The organism is Nocardioides sp. YIM B13467 (genome assembly GCF_042788075.1).
In the GTDB taxonomy this organism is placed as follows: Bacteria; Actinomycetota; Actinomycetes; order Propionibacteriales; family Nocardioidaceae; genus Nocardioides.
The window spans coordinates 4,389,155-4,408,711 of record NZ_JBHZPJ010000046.1; the positions used below are offsets into that span (position 1 = coordinate 4,389,155).

Annotated in this window: 22 protein-coding genes and 1 riboswitch; of the genes, 6 read left to right on the forward strand and 16 right to left on the reverse strand. The window is 68.8% G+C overall.

Annotation, left to right across the window (positions count from 1 at the left end; all coding sequences use genetic code 11):
- Nucleotides 1–2: 2 nt before the first annotated feature.
- The 4 genes from ACFX43_RS28270 to ACFX43_RS28285 are packed head-to-tail and all read right to left on the reverse strand — an operon-like array spanning nt 3 to nt 5,667.
- The gene (locus tag ACFX43_RS28270) at nt 3–1,283 is read right to left on the reverse strand and encodes a hypothetical protein (RefSeq protein ID WP_378840053.1); all 1,281 of its coding nucleotides are present in this window, start codon (nt 1,281–1,283) and stop codon (nt 3–5) included.
- Nucleotides 1,256–2,839: a succinic semialdehyde dehydrogenase gene (locus ACFX43_RS28275; protein WP_378840056.1), complete on the reverse strand. Its 1,584-nt coding sequence runs from the start codon at nt 2,837–2,839 to the stop codon at nt 1,256–1,258. The genes ACFX43_RS28270 and ACFX43_RS28275 overlap by 28 nt, the downstream gene beginning before the upstream one ends.
- Before the next feature lie 34 nt (nt 2,840–2,873).
- The gene (locus tag ACFX43_RS28280; protein WP_378840063.1) at nt 2,874–4,502 is read right to left on the reverse strand and encodes a GMC family oxidoreductase; all 1,629 of its coding nucleotides are present in this window, start codon (nt 4,500–4,502) and stop codon (nt 2,874–2,876) included.
- 1 nt (nt 4,503) lies between these two features.
- A complete protein-coding gene (locus ACFX43_RS28285) occupies nt 4,504–5,667 on the reverse strand; it encodes a steroid 3-ketoacyl-CoA thiolase (RefSeq protein WP_378840071.1) in 1,164 nt (387 codons plus the stop codon).
- A gap of 199 nt (nt 5,668–5,866) precedes the next feature.
- Here ACFX43_RS28285 and ACFX43_RS28290 point away from each other — a divergent pair, with 199 nt between their 5' ends.
- Complete coding sequence (locus tag ACFX43_RS28290) at nt 5,867–7,090, forward strand: cytochrome P450 (RefSeq protein ID WP_378840079.1); 1,224 nt, start codon at nt 5,867–5,869, stop codon at nt 7,088–7,090.
- Between the two features lie 14 nt (nt 7,091–7,104).
- Here ACFX43_RS28290 and ACFX43_RS28295 read toward each other — a convergent pair whose 3' ends face one another.
- The 6 genes from ACFX43_RS28295 to ACFX43_RS28320 form a co-directional block, all read right to left on the reverse strand.
- Complete coding sequence (locus ACFX43_RS28295; protein ID WP_378840082.1) at nt 7,105–7,689, reverse strand: GNAT family N-acetyltransferase; 585 nt, start codon at nt 7,687–7,689, stop codon at nt 7,105–7,107.
- A 55-nt stretch (nt 7,690–7,744) separates the two neighbouring features.
- Complete coding sequence (locus ACFX43_RS28300) at nt 7,745–8,704, reverse strand: NAD(P)-dependent alcohol dehydrogenase (RefSeq protein WP_378840086.1); 960 nt, start codon at nt 8,702–8,704, stop codon at nt 7,745–7,747.
- Nucleotides 8,649–9,809, reverse strand: coding sequence for a galactokinase (locus tag ACFX43_RS28305; RefSeq protein WP_378840089.1), 1,161 nt, complete (start codon nt 9,807–9,809; stop codon nt 8,649–8,651). The genes ACFX43_RS28300 and ACFX43_RS28305 overlap by 56 nt, the downstream gene beginning before the upstream one ends.
- A gap of 47 nt (nt 9,810–9,856) precedes the next feature.
- The gene (locus ACFX43_RS28310) at nt 9,857–10,687 is read right to left on the reverse strand and encodes a hypothetical protein (RefSeq protein ID WP_378840092.1); all 831 of its coding nucleotides are present in this window, start codon (nt 10,685–10,687) and stop codon (nt 9,857–9,859) included.
- Nucleotides 10,674–12,380: a VWA domain-containing protein gene (locus ACFX43_RS28315; protein ID WP_378840096.1), complete on the reverse strand. Its 1,707-nt coding sequence runs from the start codon at nt 12,378–12,380 to the stop codon at nt 10,674–10,676. Before ACFX43_RS28315 ends, ACFX43_RS28310 begins: the two co-directional genes overlap by 14 nt.
- A 125-nt stretch (nt 12,381–12,505) precedes the next feature.
- Nucleotides 12,506–13,081, reverse strand: coding sequence for a LysR family substrate-binding domain-containing protein (locus ACFX43_RS28320; protein WP_378840100.1), 576 nt, complete (start codon nt 13,079–13,081; stop codon nt 12,506–12,508).
- A 104-nt stretch (nt 13,082–13,185) separates the two neighbouring features.
- Nucleotides 13,186–13,249: riboswitch (guanidine-III (ykkC-III) riboswitch) on the forward strand.
- 10 nt (nt 13,250–13,259) lie between these two features.
- Between ACFX43_RS28320 and ACFX43_RS28325 the strand changes: the two genes are divergently transcribed.
- The 3 genes from ACFX43_RS28325 to arr all read left to right on the forward strand — a co-directional run bounded on the left by ACFX43_RS28325 (nt 13,260) and on the right by arr (nt 14,932).
- On the forward strand, nt 13,260–13,574 hold the full coding sequence (locus ACFX43_RS28325) for a multidrug efflux SMR transporter (protein ID WP_355232519.1): 315 nt from the start codon (nt 13,260–13,262) through the stop codon (nt 13,572–13,574).
- 108 nt (nt 13,575–13,682) lie between these two features.
- Complete coding sequence (locus tag ACFX43_RS28330; RefSeq protein ID WP_378840107.1) at nt 13,683–14,264, forward strand: TetR/AcrR family transcriptional regulator; 582 nt, start codon at nt 13,683–13,685, stop codon at nt 14,262–14,264.
- 257 nt (nt 14,265–14,521) lie between these two features.
- Nucleotides 14,522–14,932 (forward strand): NAD(+)--rifampin ADP-ribosyltransferase, encoded by a 411-nt coding sequence (arr, locus tag ACFX43_RS28335; RefSeq protein ID WP_378840110.1) that lies wholly within the window; start codon nt 14,522–14,524, stop codon nt 14,930–14,932.
- Between the two features lie 4 nt (nt 14,933–14,936).
- On the opposite strand, the gene ACFX43_RS28340 is transcribed toward arr, so the two are convergent.
- Genes ACFX43_RS28340 through ACFX43_RS28360 form a run of 5 tightly spaced genes read right to left on the reverse strand, consistent with a single transcriptional unit; the run spans nt 14,937 to nt 17,356 of the window.
- A complete protein-coding gene (locus ACFX43_RS28340) occupies nt 14,937–15,515 on the reverse strand; it encodes a DUF1349 domain-containing protein (protein WP_378840113.1) in 579 nt (192 codons plus the stop codon).
- A gap of 6 nt (nt 15,516–15,521) precedes the next feature.
- Nucleotides 15,522–15,851, reverse strand: coding sequence for a nuclear transport factor 2 family protein (locus ACFX43_RS28345; RefSeq protein WP_378840116.1), 330 nt, complete (start codon nt 15,849–15,851; stop codon nt 15,522–15,524).
- A 35-nt stretch (nt 15,852–15,886) separates the two neighbouring features.
- On the reverse strand, nt 15,887–16,285 hold the full coding sequence (locus ACFX43_RS28350; RefSeq protein WP_378840119.1) for a low affinity iron permease family protein: 399 nt from the start codon (nt 16,283–16,285) through the stop codon (nt 15,887–15,889).
- Nucleotides 16,286–16,314: 29 nt separating this feature from the next.
- Nucleotides 16,315–16,644: a branched-chain amino acid transporter permease gene (locus tag ACFX43_RS28355; RefSeq protein WP_378840124.1), complete on the reverse strand. Its 330-nt coding sequence runs from the start codon at nt 16,642–16,644 to the stop codon at nt 16,315–16,317.
- Nucleotides 16,637–17,356 (reverse strand): AzlC family ABC transporter permease, encoded by a 720-nt coding sequence (locus ACFX43_RS28360; protein ID WP_378840129.1) that lies wholly within the window; start codon nt 17,354–17,356, stop codon nt 16,637–16,639. The genes ACFX43_RS28355 and ACFX43_RS28360 overlap by 8 nt, the downstream gene beginning before the upstream one ends.
- Nucleotides 17,357–17,428: 72 nt before the next feature.
- Between ACFX43_RS28360 and ACFX43_RS28365 the strand changes: the two genes are divergently transcribed.
- Nucleotides 17,429–17,881 (forward strand): Lrp/AsnC family transcriptional regulator, encoded by a 453-nt coding sequence (locus ACFX43_RS28365; protein ID WP_350838185.1) that lies wholly within the window; start codon nt 17,429–17,431, stop codon nt 17,879–17,881.
- A 1-nt stretch (nt 17,882) separates the two neighbouring features.
- On the opposite strand, the gene ACFX43_RS28370 is transcribed toward ACFX43_RS28365, so the two are convergent.
- The gene (locus ACFX43_RS28370) at nt 17,883–18,545 is read right to left on the reverse strand and encodes a TetR family transcriptional regulator (RefSeq protein WP_378840135.1); all 663 of its coding nucleotides are present in this window, start codon (nt 18,543–18,545) and stop codon (nt 17,883–17,885) included.
- Between the two features lie 97 nt (nt 18,546–18,642).
- On the opposite strand from ACFX43_RS28370, the gene ACFX43_RS28375 reads away from it, so the two are divergent.
- A complete protein-coding gene (locus ACFX43_RS28375; protein WP_378840140.1) occupies nt 18,643–19,548 on the forward strand; it encodes an SDR family NAD(P)-dependent oxidoreductase in 906 nt (301 codons plus the stop codon).
- The last annotated feature ends 9 nt before the right edge of the window (nt 19,549–19,557 follow it).

Genomic DNA, 19,557 nt, shown 5'->3' on the forward strand with positions numbered 1-19,557 from the left:
CCTCAGACCGGTGTGATCGGCAGCGACCGGCGCGGCTCGAAGGCGAAGTCCGCGCCGGTGCTGAACCTCACCACCGCGACCTCGGATGCCTCGGGAGCGGGTTCGGTGCGGCGTACGACCTCGACCCGCCAGCCGTTCTCGACCGTGTCTCCGACGGACTCCACCTCGACGTCGAGGTGAGGGTCGAGGGCCTGCACCGCGACCCGGAGCGGAACGAACCATTCCGGCCCGATCAGCGAGACCCAGGCACCGTCCTCGTCAGCCGGCGAAGGGCGGATGGTCAGCACGTCGGTATCCACCTCGACCGAGACGTACGCAGCGGGGTTGAGCATCGGGTGGAGCGCGAGCAGCCGCAGGGCGCCCTTGGTGTCCGGTGGCAGCGAGAGCGCCTTGGCGAGACGTGAGCCGGCGATGCCGGCGACCCCGACCAGCTGCTTGCGGTGGATCTCGAGCAGCTGCTCGGGCGAGGTCACCCGGGACTCCAGTGCGAGGGTGAAGCCACGGTCGAGCAGCGCCATCTGCAGGCAGACCTCGTCGGCGATGCGCACCAGCGCCGAGTGGGAGAAACCGGCCAGGTCGAGGTCGGAGACCAGCGGCCCGGCGTAGTCGGCCGCACCGTCCTCCGACGGATCGATCGGCGCGAGCTCGAGCCGCGCTGCCCGGGAGAGCTCGTTGACGGCCAGCTCCGGGATCGCCACCGCCTCGGGATGGGCGTCGTCGATGGTCACCGTCCAGCGGCAGTGCGGCGTCCGGTCGGCCGGCGTCCGCGGCGGCCGGTGGACCGGTCGCACCTGGGCCCGGGGGTGGGTCGCGATGGCGGTGGCGTCGAAGGTCGGGTCCTCGATGTCGTGGCACATCCCACGGACGTACTCCTCGCCCATCGGCTCGACGTCCATCAGCGCGCCGCAGTGGTCGAGGTGGAACTCGCCGTGGCGGGCGTCGTGGACGGTGTAGCAGAAGTCCATGAACTGCGGCGGCGCGCCGATGTCGAGCTGGAGGCCCTTGAAGATCGTCGGTACGTCACCCTGCCCGGCCACGGCCGGCGCGTAGCCCAGCGCGGTCTGCATCCGCCGGGTGTAGATCGGCGAGGCGGCGGCCCACTCGACGATCGCGATCCGGAGCATCTCCTCGCGCCCGAAGGCGGAGATGCACCACGCCATCCCGGAGCGGTCGATCAGCTGGCCGATCAGGAGGAGCTCGCGGACGACCTCGGCGAGCTTCTCCCGGGTCAGCTCGGCATAGCGGGAGAGGGGCGTCAACGGATGTGGAGCTTCCGCATCCACCGCAACGACGCCTGCATCTGCTTGGCATAGTCGTCGAAGGTCTGCTTGCCCTGCGGCCCCATGACCTGCTTCTTCAGGGTCGCGACGTTCTGGGTCTCGGTGTACTTCAGCAGTCCCTGGTCGCCGTGACGGGCACCGACACCGGACTGCTTCATGCCGCCGGACGGCGTCGACTTCGAGGCGTACGCGGTGGCGAGGCCGTCGTTGATGTTGACGTTGCCCGACTCGATCCGTGCCGCGACCTGTTGGGCGCGCTTGAAGTTCGTGGTCCACACCGAGGCGTTGAGCCCGTAGTCGGTGTCGTTGGCCAGCTCGATCGCCTCCTCGAGGGTGGAGTAGCGGTGCAGCGATACCACTGGCCCGAACGTCTCGGTCACCCCGTGGAGCATCTCCTTCGTGGTGCCCTCCAGGATGGTCGGCTCGAAGAAGGTCGGCCCGATGTCGGGACGCGCCTTGCCGCCGGTCAGCACGGTGGCGCCCTTGGCGACCGCGTCCTCGACGTGCGACTGCACCCGCGCCAGATGGTCGGGGGAGACGAGTGCACCGAGGTCGGGCCCGAAGGCGTACGCCGCCTCGATCCGCATGCTCTCGACGGCGGCCACGAACTTGTCGCGGAACTCGTCGTACATCGCCTCGGGGATGTAGATCCGCTCGATGTGCATGCAGATCTGGCCGGTGTTGCCGAAGACCGCGAACATCGAGCCGCCGACGGTCTCGTCGATGTCGGCGTCGTCGAGGACGATCATCGGGTTCTTGCCGCCGAGCTCGAGGCAGGCGCCGATCAGGTTGCGCCCCGCCTGCTCGCCGATCACCCGGCCGGTCGCGGTCGAGCCGGTGAACATCGCGTAGTCGACGTTGTCCAGCATCGTCGGGCCCACGTCCGGGCCCTCCCCGCAGACCACCTGGAACAGGCCCTTCGGCAGGCCCGCCTCCTCGAGCAGCGAGATCCCGAACAGCGGCGAGAGCGCCGTCTTGTTGTCGGGCTTGAGCAGCACCGCGTTGCCGGCCATGAGCGCCGGGATCGCGTCGGAGAGACCGGTCGCGAACGGGAAGTTCCACGGCGCGATGATCCCGATCAGGCCCCGCGGCGGGTGACGCTCGATCGAGCTGGACAGCACCGGCATCACACCCGGGCGCTTCTTGTCCTTGAGCAGCTTCGGCGCCCGCTTGAGGTAGTGCGAGATCACCATCGGCGGGTCGCAGACCTCCTCGAACGCGATCCGGCGGGCCTTGCCCGACTCGGCTTGGATGAGGTCGGCGATCTTGTGCTGGTTGCGCAGGATCAGCTCGTGTGCGCGCTTGAAGACAGCCAGCCGTTCCCGGAGCGGGGTCGCTGCCCATGCGTGCTGGGCAGCCCGTCCGGCTTCGGCGGCCCGCTCCACGTCCGCCGGTGAGGACTGCGGCAGCGCCACCAGCACCTCACCGGTGTAGACCTCGGTCAGCATCCACGACGCACCCGTCGAGGACGGGACCCGGGAGACCAGCCCGGCCAGGAGTTCCTCGGTGATCCAGTCGGGGCGGCGTACGTCTGCTGTCTTCGCGGTGTCAGTGCTCATGTCTGCTTCCGATCAGCGGTTGTCGAGGACGGCTCTACAGATTTTCGTCAAGGACGAAGGATGCGCAACGGTCACCGATCATGACCGCCGGAGCGTTGGTGTTGCCACCGATGATCGACGGCATGATCGAGGCGTCGGCGACGCGGAGGCCGTCGATGCCGCGTACACGGAGCTGCGGGTCGACCACCGCGCGATCGTCGACGCCCATCCGGCAGGAGCCGACACCGTGGTAGATCGAGGTCGCGCGGTTGGTGACCTCGTCCTTCATCGCCTCGGCGTCGATCGCCTTGCCGGGGTGGATCTCCGACTTGACCTGGTCACCGAAGGCCGGGGAGGCCATGATCTCGCGGATCATCTCCACGCCTTCGAGCAGCACGCGCTTGTCGTCGGGCTCGGCGAGGTAGTTGAAGTCGATCAGCGGCTCGGCGGTCGGGTCCGCGCTGCGCAGCCGCAGCGTCCCGCGCGAGCGCGGGTAGATCAGGGATGACATCACCGTCAGCGCCGCCCGAGGGTCGACCTCGTGGCGGATCGGCGCGTCCTGGTTGGGAGAGGGATAGGCCCAGGGGAGCACGTGCAGCTGCAGGTCGGGTACGTCGGTGGCCAGCGAGGTGCGTACGAAGCCGACCGTCTCGAAGACGGTGTGGCCGAGGATCGACCTGCCGACCGTCTGCTCCTTGAGGAGCGCCTTGCCGAAGTAGCCGGCGGTGCCGTGGTGCAGCGCGGTCGGCATCTCCCAGGTGGTCGGTACGAACATGTGGTCGTGCAGGTTGTCGCCGACGGGCAGCTCGTGGATGGCGGTGATCCCGTGCTCGGCCAGGTGGGCGGAATGACCTATTCCGGAGAGCATCAGCAGCTGCGCGGAGCCGAAGACGCCTGCGGAGACGATGACCTCCTGGGTCGCCGAGATCGTCAGCGGACCTTGCCTCGTGAGGATCTCGACGCCCTTCGCGCGGCCGTTCTCGATCACGATCCTCGAGACGTGCACCTGGGTGAGCGTGGTCAGGCTCGGCAGCTCCTGGTCGTGGAGGTAGCCCCGCGAGGCCGAGTAGCGCAGCCCGTCGATCGCGCTCTGCTGGAACGTCGAGACGCCCTCCTGCTCGGCCCCGTTGTAGTCGTCGAGCACCTTCACGTCGAGGGTCTCGGCGGCGGCGCGCTGGAAGGAGAGCGACGCCTCGGTCGGCCGCGGGTGCTTCGTGACCTTGATCGGCCCGCCCGTGCCGCGGTAGTCGGAGCCACCGCCCTCGTAGTCCTCGACCCGCCGGTACGCCTCGTTGACCGAGTCCGCATCCCAGCCGGTATTGCCCTCGGCGGCCCAGGCGTCGTAGTTGGCCCGGTTGCCGCGGACCCACAGCAGGCCGTTGATGGAGGAGGAGCCGCCGAGCACCTTGCCGCGCGGTTGGGGGAGCTCGCGGTTGCGGGCGTGCTGCTGGGGGACCGTGTGGTAGCCCCAGTCGACGAGCTTCTTCAGCCGCGGCTCGGCGTGGAGCGGGCCGATCATGCCCGGCTTCGTCACCAGGTAGTTGCGCCTGTCGTTCTTCCCGGCCTCGAGCAGGATGACCGACTTCCCGGCCGCTGCCAGGCGGCCGGCGACGGCGCAGCCGGCCGAGCCGGCGCCGACGACGACGTACTCGGCCTCGGTGACCTTCTCCTTCGCCCGCGCCATCTCAGATCCTCTCGATGATGGTCGCGGTGGCCTGGGCGCCGCCGGCGCACATGGAGACCAGGGCCGTGCTGGCGTCGCGACGCTCGAGCTCGTGCAGCGCCGCGGTGAGCAGGCGGGTGCCGGTGGACCCGACCGGGTGACCGAGCGCGATCGCGCCGCCGTTGACGTTGATCTTCTCCTCGGGGACCTGGTGCACCTTGGCCCACGACATGACCACGCCGGCGAAGGCCTCGTTGACCTCGGCGATGTCGATGTCGCCGATCGTCATCCCGGTGTCCTTCAGTGCCTTCTCCGTCGCCTGGACGGGGCCGTCGAGGTGGTAGTACGGGTCGGCTCCTACGAGGTTGGACGTGACGATCCTCGCCCGAGCCTTCAGCCCGAGCGAGGCGGCGACCGAGGAGTCCATGAGCAGCAGCGCCGAGGCGCCGTCGGAGATCTGCGAGGAGGTGCCGGCGGTGTGGGTGCCGCCCTCGAGCACCGGGCTGAGCCCGGCCAGCTTCTCGAGCGAGGTGTCGCGGATGCCCTGGTCCTCGGTGACGGTGCGTACCTCTCCGGTGGGCTTGCCCTCGTCGTCGAGCATGGGGGCTTCGACGGCGAAGATCTGGCTCTTGAAGTGGCCGGCGTCGCGCGCCTGGCGCGCCTTGACCTGCGACCACAGCCCGAACTCGTCGACCTCGTTGCGGGAGAACCCGCGGTTCTTCACGATCCGGTCGGCGCCCTCGAACTGGTTGGGCAGATCGATGTTCCAGTCTGCGGGACGCGGATCGCCGGCGCCCTTGGGCACGTTGGCGCCCAGCGGGATGCGTGACATCGACTCGATGCCGCAGGCGATGCCGACCTTGATCTGGTCGGCGGCGATCATCGCGTTGATCAGGTGCGTGGCCTGCTGGGCCGAGGAGCACTGCGCGTCGATGACGGTGGAGCCGGTGTGGATCGGCAGGCCCGCGTGGAGCCAGGCGCGGCGGACCATGTTGTTGGACTGCTCGCCGGCCTGGGAGACGCAGCCGCCGATGACCTGATCCACCAGGTCAGGGTCGATCCCGGCACGCTTGAGCACCTCGACCTGGGCGGCGCCGAGCAGGACGCCCGGGTGCAGGCCCGTGAGCCAGCCCTTGCGCTTGCCGATGGGGGTACGGACGGCTTCGACGATGACGGGCGTGCCCATGGAACCTCGCTCTTCGGGGGTTTCGACAAGTCGCTGGTGCGCGGGCGCGCACCGTCACGCCTGATGACGTGACACCGGTTACACTCGATTGTCCCAAAGTAGAACGTGTTCTCGTTTAGCGCAACCCTTGTGTGATCCTGGGCACTGTGTGACGATAAACTAGAACGTGTTACAGAAAAGACCTCGAAGGAGCACACCCGTGACCGCTCTCCCCGTGGATTTCGATCCGACTGATCCCGTGCTCAACGAGGAGCGCGTCCCGCTCCAGGAGTTCATGGAGCTGCGGCGTACGGCTCCGGTCTTCTGGATCGAGCAGAAGCCCGAGGCGCGAGCAGGGTTCCTCGACACCGGCTTCTGGGCGGTCAGCAAGCACGAGGACATCCTCGCCGTCTCCAAGGACAGCGAGAACTTCAGCACCAACGAGAACGGCGTCATCATCAGGTTCGCGCCGGACATGACCCGCGAGCAGGTCGAGCTGCAGCGCGCGATGCTGATCCACCACGACGCTCCCGACCACACCAAGCTGCGCCAGATCATCAGCCGTGGCTTCACCCCGCGTGCGATCAACGCTCTCAAGGACCGTCTGGTCGAGCGGGCCAACAGCATCGTCGACGATGCGCTGGCCAAGGGGGAGGGCGACTTCGTCGCCGAGGTCGCTGCCGAGCTCCCGCTCCAGGCGATCGCCGAGCTCCTCGGCGTCCCGCAGGAGGACCGGCGCAAGCTCTTCGACTGGTCCAACCAGATGCTCGCCTACGACGACCCGGAGTACAACGCGGACCCCGAGGCCGCCTCGATCGAGATCCTGACGTACGCGATGACGCTGGCCGCCGAGCGCAAGGCGGACCCCAAGGACGACATCATCTCCAAGCTCGTGAACGCCGAGCTGGAGGGCGGCGCGCTGGGCGATGACGAGTTCGGCTTCTTCGTCATCCTGCTCGCGGTCGCAGGCAACGAGACCACCCGCAACGCGATCTCCCACGGCATGCAGGCCTTCTTCGAGAACCCCGACCAGTGGGAGCTGTGGAAGAACGAGCGCCCCGACACGATGGTCGACGAGGTGATTCGCTGGGCGACCCCGGTGACCGTCTTCCACCGCACCGCGATCAACGACGTAGAGGTCGGCGGCCAGCTCATCAAGGCCGGGCAGCGCGTCGGGCTCTACTACGCCTCGGGCAACCACGACGAGGACGTCTTCGACGACCCCGACACCTTCGACATCACCCGCGAGCACAACCCCCATCTCGCCTTCGGTGGCCACGGCGCCCACTACTGCATCGGCGCCAACCTGGCCCGGATGGAGGTCCGGATCATGTTCGACGTGATCGCCGACCGGATGCCCGACCTGAAGCCCAACGGCGCACCGCGCCGCCTGCGTCATGCGTGGATCAACGGCATCAAGGAGCTGCCGGTCACCTACGCCTGACCGGCCATCGCGATCTAAGGCAGCTCCACGTTGGAGAAGTGGGGCCGGCGGAACGGATAGTGCGCCGGCACCCACTTCTCCAGCGCTTCGTGAACCACCTCGTAGAGCCCCTGCTCGTACGCCTCGGTGGTCACCCACCAGCTGACGTCGACGTCGTAGGCGGCCAGCTCCTCGCTCAGCTCCTGCCGGACGCCCAGCGGGTAGAGATAGGCGCAGCCGACGTAGCCGAGCGTGGGCGTCTCCAGGACGTAGGAGAACGACTTGTTCTCCTTCCACTCGCCCTCGTGCCAAACCAGGTCGATGTAGTCGTCCTCCTCCGACGTCGGCCCGTCCGGCCACCCGCCACCCCGAGTCGCGTTGATCAGTTCGCGGTCGGCGTTGATGGCGCGTACGTCATCGGCCAGGCACTCGCGCGACAGCGGCCGCGCCGTCAGGTCGCCGTGGGTGAGCACCCGCGGCGCCTCGAACCCGTCCGGGACGACGAGCAGCTTGCTCAGTCCTGCGTAGCTCACCCCAGTTCCCCGGCGAGCTGCCGTCACGATCGATCCGCGAGGCGTGTCCGCCTCGGCGTCGGCGATGGCGCAGGTCCGGCATTCCATGGCACCGCACGCTATCGGAGGCCGGGGTTGAGATGAACAGAACAGGAGTGGCGCGTCAGCGCATCATCACGACGATCTTGCCCTGGTTGTCACCGCTCGCGAGATGTGCGTACGCCGCCACCGTCTCGCTCAGCGGGAACGTGCTGTCGATGACGGGCGTGACGACGTCGCTCGTGACCAGCGCGGTGATCGCCTCGAGGTCTGCGCGCGACTGGGGCACGACGAGTACGCCGACGTCCTTGCCGGTCCGTGCCTTGACGAGCGGGCGAGCAGGCAGGGCGGCGAGCAGGATCCGGGTCGAGCCGCCGACCATCCGGTAGGTGCCGCCCGGGCGCAGGGCGCGGTGGACGCGGAAGGGGGAGCGGTGAGCGACCAGGTCGACGATCAGGTCGTAGCGTTCGCGGTGATCGGCCCAGTCCTCGGCCTCGAAGTCGACGGTGGTGCTCGCGCCGATCCGGTGCATGAAGTCGGCCTTGTCGGCCCGGTCGACGGCGGTGACCTCGGCGCCCCGGGCTTTGGCCAGCCCGACGACGAGCGGTCCGCCCGAACCGCCTGCGCCGTTGACCAGCACCCGGTCGCCCGGATGCACTCGTCCTTCGATGGCGCGCCAGGCGATACAACCGGCCTGCGGGATGGAGGCGGCTTCGACGTACGTCAAACCGGCCGGCTTGCGCGCGAGCAGCCGCGGCTTCGTGGTGACGTACTCGGCCAGCCCGCCGCGGTAGCCGGCCAGCTCCCCGAAGACCTCGTCGCCGACGGAGAACTCGCTCACCTCATGTCCTACCGCTGAGACCACACCCGCGATGTCGGATCCCGGCACCGGCCGCCGGGGTCTGTGCAGGCCGCCGATGCGCGAGTAGAACGGCGAGCCGGCGAGGTTCTCCCGGTCGGACCCGTTCAGCGAGCAGGCATGGACCTCGACCAGCACCTCGTCGGCCTTCGGCGCGGGCACCGGGAGATCAGCCATCTCGACCGCGTCGAGCCCACCGTACGTTCTCTGGGTCAGCGCCAGCATCGCTGCCTCCTGTCTCGCGGGGCAACGCTAGCGCTCCGGCCGGAGGCCGACATCCGGTTTCGCCGAGGTCAGTCGCGCAAGTGCGGTGAGCGCTTCTCGTTGCGCGCGGCGACGGCCTCACGTCGAGTCGGCTCATCCTGACGCCGATCTCGTCGAGTCGGCGCGTCAGGACGAGCCGACTCGACGCGGCACNGCGCATCGAGGCGTGCGAGGCGGCGAAGAGCTCACCGATCGCGGCCCAGTCGCCGCCACCGAGCGCGGTCACGGTCGGCTCGACGCGGGCGATCTCGGTGACGATGTGGCGAGCGCGGCGGCGTACGACCTCGTCGTCGAGGGACTCGACCTGGTCCAGGGTGGCCTCGCGCAACGAGCGCAGCCCGAGATCGGCGGCGGCCTTCTCGCACTGGGCGCGCCGGGAGGCGTAGCCGCCGTCGGTCAGCTGGTGCTTGACCCGGGTGTCGGTGACCAGGATCGTGCGCTCGCCGAGGGCCAGCGGGACGTTGCGGTGCGCGCCGGAGTCGAAGTCGATCAGCAGAGCACCGCCGGCCTCGGCGAAGACCGCGACCGACTGGTCCATTCCGCCGGTCGGCGCCTTGGCGACCTCGGTCTCGGCCCGGATCCCGGCCGCGACGACCGCACGCTGCAGGTCCTCGTCGAGAGTCCGGCCGGCGATGCCGAGCGCCGCTGCCGCGGTGGCGCACTCGACCGACGCCGACGAGGACAGGCCGGCGCCGAGCGGGACCGACGACTCCAGGTGCATGTCCAGGCCGCCGGTGACGAGGCCGGCCTCGCGCAGCGTCCAGAGCACCCCCGCGACGTACGCGGCCCAGCCCTCGATCTCAGGACCGAGCTCGTCGATGTGGCTGGTGAAGGGTTCCGGCTCCTGGCCCGAGGAGATCCGGATGACGCCGTCGGTGCGCGGCGCGGCCGCCGCGTAGGTGGCGTGGGGGAGCGCGACCGGCAGTACCAGCCCGGCGTTGTAGTCGGTGTGCTCGCCGATCAGGTTGACCCGTCCCGGCGCCCTCCCGACGACCGTGGCCTCGGCGCCGAAGGTGGTATGCAGCGCCTCGATCGCGCGCGCGGTGAGGTCGGTCGGTTCGAGCATGGTGCAAAGTCTGCCGCGTGCGTGCGGCCCGTGCGGACCCGGGTCGCTCAGTAGACCGCGATCACCCGGACGGTCGCGGTCCGGTCGGCGGTGCTGAGGTTGCGGAGCACGCCGACCACGACCACGTTGTCGCGGTGCTCGAGCTCGTCGAAGTCCTCCTGCTTCCCGCGACTGCCCACGTGCATGGTGATGGTGAGCCCATGGCTCTTCTGCTCCAGCGTCCCGGTGTTGTCGCGTCCGTCAGTGGCTGGCGCGGGGACCGCGAGGATCGCCTGGCGCACGTCCGGTCCGGCGACGGTGAACTGGAGGAACTGGTCGTCTGAGGCGGTCTGCGCGACCAGGCCGGCGACCCGGTCGAGCTCGCCGTCGGGTTCGTGCAGCAGCCTGCGCTGCTGCAGCTCGGCCAGCACGTCGCCGACCAGGGTCTCCCGGGTCGGCCGAGCCTCCTGGGCATACTTCCTGGCGACGTCGCGGACGTACTTGGTCACCGCCTTGACCGGCGGCACGTCGAGCCCGGCCTCCGCGCTGCCGGAGGAGCTCCTGACGACCTCGCGGAGGACGGTTCCGACCTCGCCGCGGAAGAGCTGGGCGTGCAGCATCGCGATGCGGGTCTCGGAGAGGAAGTAGTAGGTGTGGATCGGTCGCCCCTCGATCCCGTGCGGTGGCGGCGGCTTGGGCCCAGGCCGCTCGCGGCGGTTCGCGCGGACGGCAGCGGAGCCGGCACCGATCGCGAGCGCGCAGACCGCGCCGACCGCCCAGCCCCACGCGCTCGTCGCGACGGCGGCACCGGCCAGCGGCACGGCGAGGACCGCTCCGGCGGTGGTGAAGCCGGAGTTGATGATGGTGATGAGCGTCGATTCGGGCCTACTGGTAGTCACGGATCTCCTGGAAGATCTTGCGGAGGTCGGCGGCGTCCTTGGCGACGACCTCGCGGCCGCCGGTGTGCTCGGCGAAGCCGACCAGCTGCTCGATGCTCGCGTCGGCCGAGATGGCCGCATCGCCGACGAGCACCACGTAGAGCGGCACCCCGAGATCGCGGTAGGCCGCCTCGTACTTCTTGCTGAGCTGGGCAAAGGACTGCCCGCCGTTCTGCTCGCCGTCGGTCATCAGCACGATCGAGGTGGTGGAGCCCTCCTCGGGCGAGGCCGCGATGTCGGCGTACGCGGCGTCGATGGCGTCGTAGTAGGCGGTGCCGCCGTGGCCGGTCAGCTCGCCGACGCGGTCGATGAGGCCGTTGAGTGCCTCGTCCCGCTCCGGCTGGTTCTTGACGACGAGGGATCCGAGGGACTCCGTCTCGTCGGCGTAGGTGTAGACCGAGAGCCGCTCGCCCTTGCGGAAGCGCTTGAACTGGCCGCTGATCGAGGTGTCGTCGCCGGCCAGCCCCTCGAAGGCCCGCCGCAGCTGGTTCATCTTGATCTCGTCCATCGAGGCGGAGGTGTCGAGGAGATAGGTCGTCCGCGTCTTGGGCGCGAACTCGTCGAAGTAGGTGAAGATCAGCTCGTCGATGGTGCCGAGATCGTCGGGCAGCGGAAGGGTCTTGACGTCGTTGTCGGGTACACCGGGGGAGGGCGTCACGCTCGTGAGCCCCGGCCGGCGCCCGCTCTTCTCGCTCAGCTCCTCCTGGACCTCGGCCGTACGCAGCCACGCGACCGCCGTCTCGTACGCCTTCTGCTTCTCGGCGTCGACGAGCGTGAGCGGGTAGGTGGCCTCGGTGGTGCCGTCGCTGGGGTAGATGATGTCGAGGCGGTGTCCTGAGCTTGTCGAAGGGTCCTCGACCTGCTCCGCGAGCGCCAGCAGCTCGGACTCGTAGTTGAAGATCGCGTCGTAGGCCGTCGGGTTCTCGCGGAACGTGTCCGAGAGCCATCCGGAGCTGGCCGCGCGGCCGAGCTGGCCGCTGAAGAGCTGGCGTACGTCGTCCTGGACCAGGCCGACGTCCTCGCTCCGCAACGGTGGCTCGGCATCGAAGGCGGTGGCCACACCGGCGAGCGTGGACAGGCCGGAGTTGGAGGAGGCGGGGCTGGTCATCAGGAAGCCGAGCTCGCCGTCGCCGGCGCGGCGGGCGATCTCCTCCCAGGAGACCTCGGCGTCGCCGGTCCAGCCGAGCCGGGTGGCGACGTCGTGGTGCACGCCGAGCACCACCGGCGAGCGCATGATCGGGTCGGAGGAGGTCAGGTCGTCCGTGCCCTTGGCCGCCAGGGCCAGCCGCAGGTAGTCGTCGGAGGCGAACCATGCGGCGTCGTAGCGTCCCGGGTCGGCGACGATCGCGTCGGCGGCCTCGAGGGTGCCGATGAACTCGGGCTCGAGCGCGACGTTGGTCTCCTCCCGGAGCCGCTTCACGAGTGCGCTCGGCTCACAGCGCACCGGCGTGCCGGTCGACTCCTCGGCATTGCTGGTGCCGCCGGCGCAGAGAACGTCGTCGAGCTCCGAGCCTGCCGCGACCGTCAGGGTCACCGGGTCGGCCAGCTTGTCCGGCCCGGAACCGCCCGGGAGCGCGTTGGCGACCAGGAACCAGGCGAGCAGGACAAGCCCCAGACTTCCTGCGACGACGGTCGTCCACCCCGTGCGGTTCACCTGAAAACGCCTGCCTTCTGTCTGGATCGGGCAGAGTCTAGGGACGAGCGCCGAGACCGCTGGGTGGAATGGAACCCAGGCGAGGCAGATGTCGCCAGGCGTTCACCCGGCATTTGCCGGGGGCCTCAGTGGCGAGAGGAGTTCCGCGAGCGGCCGCGGACGATGCCGATGAAGGTCTGCACCCGCTCGTCGTCGTTGTCGATCAGCCAGGCCAGCCCGACGGTGGTGGGCTCGATGCCGGCCACCGGCCGGGAGACGGCGTCCTTGCGGTGGTAGAGCCGCGCGATCGACATGGGGAGGATCGCGATCCCGGTGCCGGCCGCTACCGTCTCGACCGCGTCCTTCTCGCTCATCGCGGGCCACTTCATCTGCTCCGCGGACGGCTTCCAGCCCCCGCGCTCGGGGAGGACCAGCTGCTCATCGGCGAGGTCGTCGAGGGTGACCTCCTCGAGCAGCGAGAGCAGGTGCTCGTGGCCCATCACCGCGACCGGCTGCTCCTCGTAGAGCGGGATGCAGTGGAGGCCGTCGCGGTCCACGGGGAGGCGTACGAGACACATGTCGAGCTCGCCCTCGCGCAGCAGTCGCTCCTGGTCCTCCTCGGTGACCGGGATCAGCTCGAGCCGCTCACGGCTGCGCTCTCGCCAGGTCCGGGCCCACTTGTCAGGGGTGGCTCCGGTGACGAAGCCGACGGTGAAGGTCACCTGCGCATCCTCTCATCGATCGGTGCTGAATCCCGTGCTGAAGAACGCAGCGTTCCTTGTTGCCGGGAAGTTTCTATCGTGTGACAGGTTTGCTAAGGTCGAAGACGTCAGCCGAGACCGGCTGCCGGACGAGGGAGCCGTACCCGGAAGCGCGACAAGACGGCCGTCTGGAGTGGTCATGTCCTGGCTTTTTCTTGTGGTATCCGGCGTCCTCGAGGCCGTGTGGGCACTCGCCCTGGGTCGCACCGAGGGGTTCTCGCGGCTGGTCCCGTCGATCGTCTTCGGTGTCGCCCTGATCGGCAGCCTGGTGGGCCTCGCGATGGCCATGCGTACCCTGCCGATCGGCACCGCCTACGCGGTCTGGGTCGGGATCGGCGCCGCGCTCACCGTCGGCTACTCGATGGTGGCGGGAGAGGAGGCGATCAGCCCCGTACGCGTCGTGCTGATCGTCGCGCTCGTCGGCTGCGTCGTCGGGCTCAAGCTCACGCACTGACCGGTTCGAGGGTGGACACGTCCTCTGGCGCTTGACTCTTTCGATATGAGTGCGAAACTTACCCTCTCCAATGTTATCTATCGCACGACAGAAAAAGGCGATGCCACGGTGTCACAGATCTCGCCGCGTCCGGGTCGCGGCCGTCCACGGCTGCTCCCCGGAAAGATTGCGGCGAACCCTCGAGATCAGATCCTCGCTGCCGCTGCCGAGCTCTTCGTGAGCCGCGGCTATGCCGGCACCACCACCCGCGAGATCGCGGACGGTGCCGGGCTGCGACAGGCCTCCATCTACTACCACTTCGGCAGCAAGGAGGAGATCCTCGCGGTGCTGCTCGAGCGCTCGGTCCAGGACCGGGTCGAGCAGGCCGGGAAGATCGAGGCCGGGATGGGGTCGGTCACGCCCGACGTCGGCCTCTACGCCCTCGCCGTCAGCGACATGAGCGCGCTGGTCGCCATGCCCTACAACATCGGCATGCTCTACCGCCTGCCCGACGTCATCGCCTCACCCGTCTACGACCGCTACGGCCATCTGCGCGGTGACCTCGTCGCCGGCTACAGCCGGGTCGCGGAGCGCGCAGCGGGGGAGCGGGTCGCGGCGAGCAGCGGCGAGCCCGGGCTCGGCGAGCTCCTCGTGCAGATGGTCGAGAGCGTGGTCAGCCTCCGNCGCACCCGTTGTGTCCCGGATGAATAGAGCACGCCTCGGTTTGAGGTGGTCGGCCTTCACGTTTACGCCTGCGCCGAGCCTACCACACAACGCAAAACAATCGAACCCAATCAGGGACAGATATCCCAGGCCAACGCCAGACCGCTGCTGGAAGCCCGCAAGACACCCAAATGGCACCCACCCCAGACACCCTGCTTCTAAATCTCCCAACCCAAACAACGTATTGGCCCCACCCACGCTGGAACCCAAGCACAAATGCCCGATCCGTCGAATAACCTGCAGCCATGAGTGAGCCGCTGGACGACGGGCCGTTCTACCACGGCACAAAGGCCGATCTTCGCGAAGGAGATCTACTCACCGCCGGGTTCCGCTCCAACTACAAGCCCGACGTCGTGATGAACCACATCTACTTCACCGCCCTTCCCGACGGCGCAGGTCTCGCCGCCGAGATCGCCCCCGGCGACGGAGATCCACGGGTCTACCTCGTCGAACCGACCGGCGAGTACGAGAACGACCCCAACGTCACGGACAAGAAGTTCCCCGGCAACCCGACCCGCTCCTACCGCAGCAGGGCACCGCTCCGGATCGTCTCCGAGGTCCACGACTGGACCCGACTGACCCCCGAGGCCTTGCAGACGTGGCGAGACCGCCTCGTTGCCATCCGAACGGACGACCGGGCCGAGATCATCAACTAGCCGATCAGTGCAGGGCGGCGTCGGCCGAAGTCGTACGCCAGGCATGGAAGGCGATCGTGAGCCCTGCCCGCGTGGGTGCACAGGTGAACGGCCCGGCCTCGGCGACGAGGTCCGGAGCGAACGGAACCAGTCGGACGAGCCGAAGAGACCCACCGTCGACCGCGGCCCGGATGGTGAGCGCGTCACCGGATCGGCTGACCCGCATGAGGACCCTGCGATCGCGCCAGTCGGGCACCGGCGCCAGGGACCAGTCCGACCGGCCGTCGGTGACGACGGCACCGAGCTGCGGACGGCCGTCGGCGTACTCGACGCCAGCCTTGACCCAGTGCGTCTCGCTGACGCGTACGAAGATCCCGGCCTGATCGAACTGCCGCGAGAACGCGGCCGTGAACTCGACCTCGACCGCGGTGTCCTGGCCGAAGGGAGCCAGCAGGGCGTGCTCGCTGTCGTGGACGAACCCGTAGGAGGTCGTACGCCACGCGTCGCTCCCCTCGGCGGCGGTGACGAGCAGGTCGGAGCCGCGCTCGACAGCGGCGACGGGCGGATGGGTCCAGCGCCCACTCCCCCAGCGGATCGAGGTCAAGGCGTGTCAGCCCTCGCGAATCGTCATCTTGGTGAGCCGGTCCCCGTCGATGTCGAAGACGAACTTCGAGCGTCCGTTGGCGTGGGTGGAGCGCCAGTCACCGATCACGGTCACGGTGGCGCCCGCGGCCTCGACCTCCTCGACGGCGAGGGTGCCGTTCGCGCCGATGAACTCGTTGTCGCTCCACCCCTTGATCTGCTCGCGTCCGGTGAAGACACGGCCCCAGTCGTCGACGGCTCCACTCTCCGTGAAGGCGTCGAGGAACGCGGACTCGTCGTGCCGGTTGACGGCCTCGATGAAGGTCGCGACCGGCTCAGGGATCGTCTGCTCTGTCATGTGCACTCCTTCTCAGCGGGTGGTGTCGCGAGTATTCAGTGTCGCTCCTCGAGCCCCACGGCCTCACGCAGGATCCGCACCGAGTCGGCGAGCTCCTCATCGTCGCGAGCACGGGACTCCATGAGATCGGAGAGGGCCGAGGCGATGACGTTGAGCTTCTCGTGGGACGCCTCCTCCGAGCGCCGCCCGGCGTTCTGGAGCAGCACCAGCAACAGCAGCGAGAGGACCGAGGAACCCGTGTGCACTGCCAGCTCCCACTTGGTGCTCGAGGACCAGAGCGGGAAGCTGACCGCCCACACCAGCAGAACAACGACGATCACGTAGAAGAACGGAGCGTGGCTGACCACGGAGGTGACCACCTCCACGAAACGCTCGAACCCGTTCCGTCCGTCGCCTTGCTGACGAGATTTCCTGGCCTTGTTCTCTACGGTCATGCGCACACGGTAGTCCCGATCGCCGCCGCTCAGGCCGCGATGACGGAGGTGACCAGGACGTACGCCGCCGTGCCGGCGAAGATGCTCAGCGTCATGCTGCCTCGCCACAGGTGCAGCCCGATCGTGATCGCGAGGGCCAGGGCGGCCGGTCCGGCAGAGGTCAAGACGACAGGGTCGGTGTCGCGGAGGGTGTAGGTCGCAAGGATGACCATCACGCCGACGGGCATCCGGTCGCCGATGTAGGCCAGCAGCGCGCTGTGGCGCAGCGGAGCGAGCATCGCGAACGGAGCCGCGCGAAGGGTCCAGGTGACGGCCGCGGAGACGAGGACGGCGGACAGGACGTACCAGGGATCAGTCACGCCTGCTCCTGCGGGCGGCGAGGACGTACGAGCAGACCAGCGCGGCGCAGAACGTGCCCATCGCGATCAGCAGCATGTTGTCCCGCGAGATCAGCGCCGCGACGATCGCGCAGCCCAGAGCGAGAGCCGAGATCGGCACCGACCGACGGACCTTGTACGCCTCGATCCCCAGCACCACGAACAACGCGGTGACGGCGAAGTCGAGGCCGACCACCTGTGGCGGGATCAGCGAGCCCAGCCCGGCGCCGGCGGCTACGCAGAGCACCCACGCCAGATGGAAGAACGCCTGGATGCTGATGATCCGCGTCCGCGACCAGCCCGCTGCCTCCGGCGTCGCGGTGAGCGCGTACGCCTCGTCGGTCAGGGCGAAGGTGCTGTAGGCCCTCCACCCGCGGCCGTGCACCCGATGCATCGGGAACGAGATGGCGTAGAAGACGTGCCGGAAGTTCACCAGCAGCGTGCTGACCGCGATCTGCGCCAGCGGAGCCGCGGCGGCCAGGAGGCCGACCAACAGGAACTCCATGGAACCGGCGAACACGACCGCGCCGAGCACCGGCGCCCACCACCAGGCGAGCCCGGACTGGACCACAAGCACGCCGAGCGCGAGCCCGAGCGGGACGACCGCGACACAGGCGGGAAGGACGATGCGCCATCCCTCCGCGACCTCGTTGCACGCCTCGTCACGCCCCTGGGGAACTGCCTCTGACTCCATCACCTGCACGTCGCAAGCCTAGGAAAGTTCTGACGTGCTTGGGTTGCCCATTGCCGATGCTAAAGTGCGTCTGTGCGCAATGATCATGCGATTGACGACCTGGATCGAGCAATCATTGCCGAGCTCGAAGACGATGCCCGGCTGAGCAACGCCGAGCTGGCCCGACGGGTCGGGCTCACCCCGGCGCCGTGCCTGCGCCGGGTGCAGAGGCTGGAGCGCGACGGCGTGATCAAGGGCTACCACGCCAGCATCGACCCGAAGAGCGGCGGACGCGGGTTCGAGGTGATCGTGGCCATCGACATCGCCGTCAACGACGGCAAGACCATCGAGGACTTCGAGACCGCTGCCGTCGCCGTCCCCGAGGTCACCGAGATGCGCCGCATGCTCGGCCAGCCCGACTACTACCTGCGCGTCCAGGTCGCCGACCCCGATGCGTACGAGGCCCTCATCGTCGGGACCATCTCCCGACTGCCCGCGGTCAACAGGCTGCTCTCGCACCAGACCATGCGGCTGATCAAGGGGTAGGTCAGCGCGGCAGCACGCCCACCAGCGCCGCGGTGAAAGAGGTCCGCAGGGCGTCGCGCAGATCCAGATGGAGTACGCCGAGGTCCGGCTCGTCCGCATACGCGGCGAGGACGCTGGGGGGCGGCGGGACGTACGCAGCCAGGGCGCCCGCCGAGATCAGGCTCATCAGGCAGAACGTCTGGGCACCGTCGCCGAGCTCGGGCAGATGGCGGCGTACGAGCTCGAGCATGGTCACGAGCTTGGCGTGGGAGGAGCGCTTGTGGCGCTTGACGACCTCGACCGAGACGTTGTGCTCGAGGACGCCACCCTGTGCACCGAAGAGGTCGCAGAGCACCATCCGCTCCGACAGCGACCGGCTGAGGACCTCGGCCAGCTGGTCCGCGCGCACCTCCGGTGACGCGTCCGCCTCGATACCGGCGGCCAGCTCCTCGGCCAGCTCCTCGAGCCACGTCCCCAAGAAGTCGTCGAGCAGCTCGAGCAGCACCGCCTCGCGCGACTCGAAGTAGCGCAGCACGTTCGACTTGGCCAGCCCCACCCGCCGACTGAGCTCGTTGAGGCTCACCTCGGCCACCGGCATCTCGTCGAGCATCGCTGCCGCCGTGTCCAGGATCGCCCGGCGGCGGATCTCCCGTTGCTCGTCGCTTCGCGCCCGCTGGAATGTCACAACCCCAGACTAACTTAAAGACCGCCGGTCCCTTGACATTAGACCACCGGTCTCTTAAGTTCGTACTAACAGACCGATGGTTCCTTAGGAGTGGACAATGAGCGACACCTGGACCGAGCAGCACATCCCCGATCAGCAGGGCAGAGTGGCGATCGTGACCGGCGCCAACACCGGGCTGGGCTTCGAGACCGCGCGGATGCTCGCCGGGCACGGGGCCCACGTGGTCCTGGCGGTCCGCGACGTCGAGAAGGGCAAGCAGGCGGCCGCACGCATCGACGGCGACGTCTCCGTCCAGGTCCTCGACCTGACCTCCCTGGGCTCGATCCGATCAGCGGCGGCCGACCTCCGCGCCGCCCATCCGCGGATCGACCTCCTGATCAACAACGCCGGCGTGATGTACACCCCGAAGCAGACCACCGAGGACGGCTTCGAGCTGCAGTTCGGCACCAACCACCTGGGCCACTTCGCCTTCACCGGGCTGCTGCTGGACCACCTCCTCCCCGTCCCCGGGTCCCGAGTCGTCACCGTCAGCAGCATCGGCCACCGCATCCGGGCCGACATCCACTTCGACGACCTGCAGTGGGAGCGTTCCTACAGCCGCGTCGCCGCGTACGGCCAGGCCAAGCTCGCCAACCTGATGTTCACCTACGAGCTTCAGCGCCGGCTCGCACGGCACGGCACCACGGTCGCGGTGGCCGCTCATCCTGGCGGGTCCAACACGGAGCTCGCCCGCAACACCCCCGCCGCGCTTCGGGTGCCTCTCACCTGGCTCGCGCCGCTGATCACCCAGCCGGCCGAGATGGGCGCCCTGCCCACGCTCCGCGCCGCCACCGACCCGGCCGTCATCGGTGGCCAGTACTACGGGCCCGGCGGCCGGGGGGAGGTCCGCGGACATCCGAAGCTGGTGACCTCCAGCCCCTTCTCCTACGACCTGCCGACCCAGCAGCGGCTGTGGACCGTCTCCGAGGAGCTCACCGGCGTACGCATGCCCCTAGACAGCTGAGCCGCGTAT

Excerpts from the sequence above, each read along its gene's own strand:
- ACFX43_RS28275 (WP_378840056.1), bottom strand. The coding sequence starts at position 2,839 with ATGAGCACTGACACCGCGAAGACAGCAGACGTACGCCGCCCCGACTGG.
- ACFX43_RS28280 (WP_378840063.1), bottom strand. The coding sequence starts at position 4,502 with ATGGCGCGGGCGAAGGAGAAGGTCACCGAGGCCGAGTACGTCGTCGTC.
- ACFX43_RS28285 (WP_378840071.1), bottom strand. The coding sequence starts at position 5,667 with ATGGGCACGCCCGTCATCGTCGAAGCCGTCCGTACCCCCATCGGCAAG.
- ACFX43_RS28295 (WP_378840082.1), bottom strand. The coding sequence starts at position 7,689 with ATGGAATGCCGGACCTGCGCCATCGCCGACGCCGAGGCGGACACGCCT.
- ACFX43_RS28300 (WP_378840086.1), bottom strand. The coding sequence starts at position 8,704 with ATGCTGGCGCTGACCCAGAGAACGTACGGTGGGCTCGACGCGGTCGAG.
- ACFX43_RS28325 (WP_355232519.1), top strand. The coding sequence starts at position 13,260 with ATGTCCTGGCTTTTTCTTGTGGTATCCGGCGTCCTCGAGGCCGTGTGG.
- arr (WP_378840110.1), top strand. The coding sequence starts at position 14,522 with ATGAGTGAGCCGCTGGACGACGGGCCGTTCTACCACGGCACAAAGGCC.
- ACFX43_RS28345 (WP_378840116.1), bottom strand. The coding sequence starts at position 15,851 with ATGACAGAGCAGACGATCCCTGAGCCGGTCGCGACCTTCATCGAGGCC.
- ACFX43_RS28350 (WP_378840119.1), bottom strand. The coding sequence starts at position 16,285 with ATGACCGTAGAGAACAAGGCCAGGAAATCTCGTCAGCAAGGCGACGGA.
- ACFX43_RS28360 (WP_378840129.1), bottom strand. The coding sequence starts at position 17,356 with ATGGAGTCAGAGGCAGTTCCCCAGGGGCGTGACGAGGCGTGCAACGAG.
- ACFX43_RS28375 (WP_378840140.1), top strand. The coding sequence starts at position 18,643 with ATGAGCGACACCTGGACCGAGCAGCACATCCCCGATCAGCAGGGCAGA.